Origin of the sequence: Gaoshiqia sediminis (genome assembly GCF_025907915.1) — a bacterium.
GTDB lineage: Bacteria > Bacteroidota > Bacteroidia > Bacteroidales > Prolixibacteraceae > Gaoshiqia > Gaoshiqia sediminis.
Genome location: NZ_JAPAAF010000093.1, coordinates 1 through 1,732, shown reverse-complemented (window position 1 = coordinate 1,732; position 1,732 = coordinate 1). Strand labels below are relative to the sequence as shown.

At 40.5% G+C, this 1,732-nt stretch carries 2 protein-coding genes; both read left to right on the top strand.

Features of this window, described 5'->3' with window-relative positions:
- Nucleotides 1-149: 149 nt before the first annotated feature.
- Nucleotides 150-818 (top strand): IS110 family transposase, encoded by a 669-nt coding sequence (locus N2K84_RS20100; protein ID WP_282593625.1) that lies wholly within the window; start codon nt 150-152, stop codon nt 816-818.
- Nucleotides 751-1,257: a transposase gene (locus N2K84_RS20615; protein WP_428222003.1), complete on the top strand. Its 507-nt coding sequence runs from the start codon at nt 751-753 to the stop codon at nt 1,255-1,257. Before N2K84_RS20100 ends, N2K84_RS20615 begins: the two co-directional genes overlap by 68 nt.
- The last annotated feature ends 475 nt before the right edge of the window (nt 1,258-1,732 follow it).

Below are 1,732 nucleotides of genomic sequence, written 5' to 3'. Positions count from 1 at the left end.
AGATTCTGGTTTTTGTGAGCTTGCAAATTGTTAGCCATTCCTCATTTTACCCCTCCAAACCTCCCCTAAAGGTGAGGCTTAAAGTCCCCTTTAGGCTGTATGTTTTTAAAAGCATAAGCCTCCTAAGTTTTGTAAATTAGTTTTTTGAATTGAAAGAAAAACTTAAAACAAGGAAGCTTATGCAAACGAAAGGTAAGACAATTAATTTTCAAGGACAAAATATCTATATGGGTATTGATGTCCATTTAAAAAACTGGAAAGTGACCGTGATGATAGAAAATGTGGTCCATAAGACTTTTTCGCAAGACCCTCAAGCCGGGGTTCTGGCAAACTATCTGCGAAAGAATTTCCCGGGAGGCAATTATTATTCGGCCTACGAAGCCGGTTTTTGTGGTTTCAGTGTTCACCGGGAATTGGAAAAACATGGCATCCGAAACATTGTTGTCAACCCTGCGGACATTCCTACCACGGACAAGGAAAAGAAACAGAAAGAAGATAAGCGGGACAGCCACAAAATAGCAAAATCGCTTAAGAATGGTGAACTCGAAGGTATTTATGTTCCCAGCAGGGGCATCGAAGAATTAAGGGGATTGGTCCGTTACCGTAAAACACTGGTAAAAGAAATTGGAAGGCACAAAACCCGTCTAAAATCCTACCTTCACTGTAACGGGATCATGATTCCCCCTGAGCTGGATTCAGCTTCCCGTTACTGGTCCGGCAGGGTTTACCCTGTGGCTAAAAACAATAAAAATGACTACTCTTTATGGGGATATTGTACTCCAGGAAACACTCGATACGACAGAATTTTTACGGGGTAAATTATTGAAAGTGACCCGGCATTTAAGAATGCTAAACAAAGACAGCGAATACTCCGGAAAACTGAAATTATATCAAAGTATCCCCGGGGTTGGATTAATTATGGCTGTTACACTCCTTACGGAACTGGAAGAGATCAGACGGTTTAAGAAGCTGGACCAACTTTGTTCCTATGTTGGTCTGGTACCAAGGACAGATTCTTCGGGCGAGAAAGACAAAACAGGCCCTATTACTCCCCGATCAAACAAGCCCTTGCGAAGTTGTATCGTCGAATCTGCCTGGATCGCATCCCGTACAGACCCCTCATTGATTCTTAGTTTTAACCAATTATGCCGAAGAATGAAACCAACTGAGGCTATCATACGGATTGCAAAAAAATTACTAAACAGGATCAGATATGTTATTAATAACGAAACAGCATATGTGCAAGCAGTGGTATAATTTAAAATCCGGGAATAAAAACATCTGGAAGATAAAGAGACTGTTATGAATCCTTTGCGGCCCTTTGGGTGTCCGTTTCCTTTAGGCTACAGCTCTTATCTATAATAAATTGAACACAGAAATGCGGCTTGCCAATAAAACAAGACCGTTGATAGAAGGATGTTTTTATAGACCGGATTTTTGAAAAGCCAGGAAAAGTAACCGATGGTGACGTTTTAAACCGAAGGTTTCTTAAAGTTATACTGGGTATCGAACCCAGTATAACTTTGCCAGGAAAAGAAAACCTTCAGGCTCAGTATTGCCCGAAGGTTTAAAAAAGAAAAACGTAAGTCCTTCTAATACAAAAAAAACTGAATCTAAAATTTGGATTACAACATAGAAGGGGATTTAGGGGTCAGGAACTTGGGCTGGACTTACAATATGATAGTTCTGAAAAAACTCATAGGACTTTTTGGACAGCCTCTTACACGCCGGA

Bases quoted from the DNA above. Each gene is read 5' to 3' on its own strand.
- N2K84_RS20615 (WP_428222003.1), top strand. From the start codon at position 751: ATGACTACTCTTTATGGGGATATTGTACTCCAGGAAACACTCGATACG.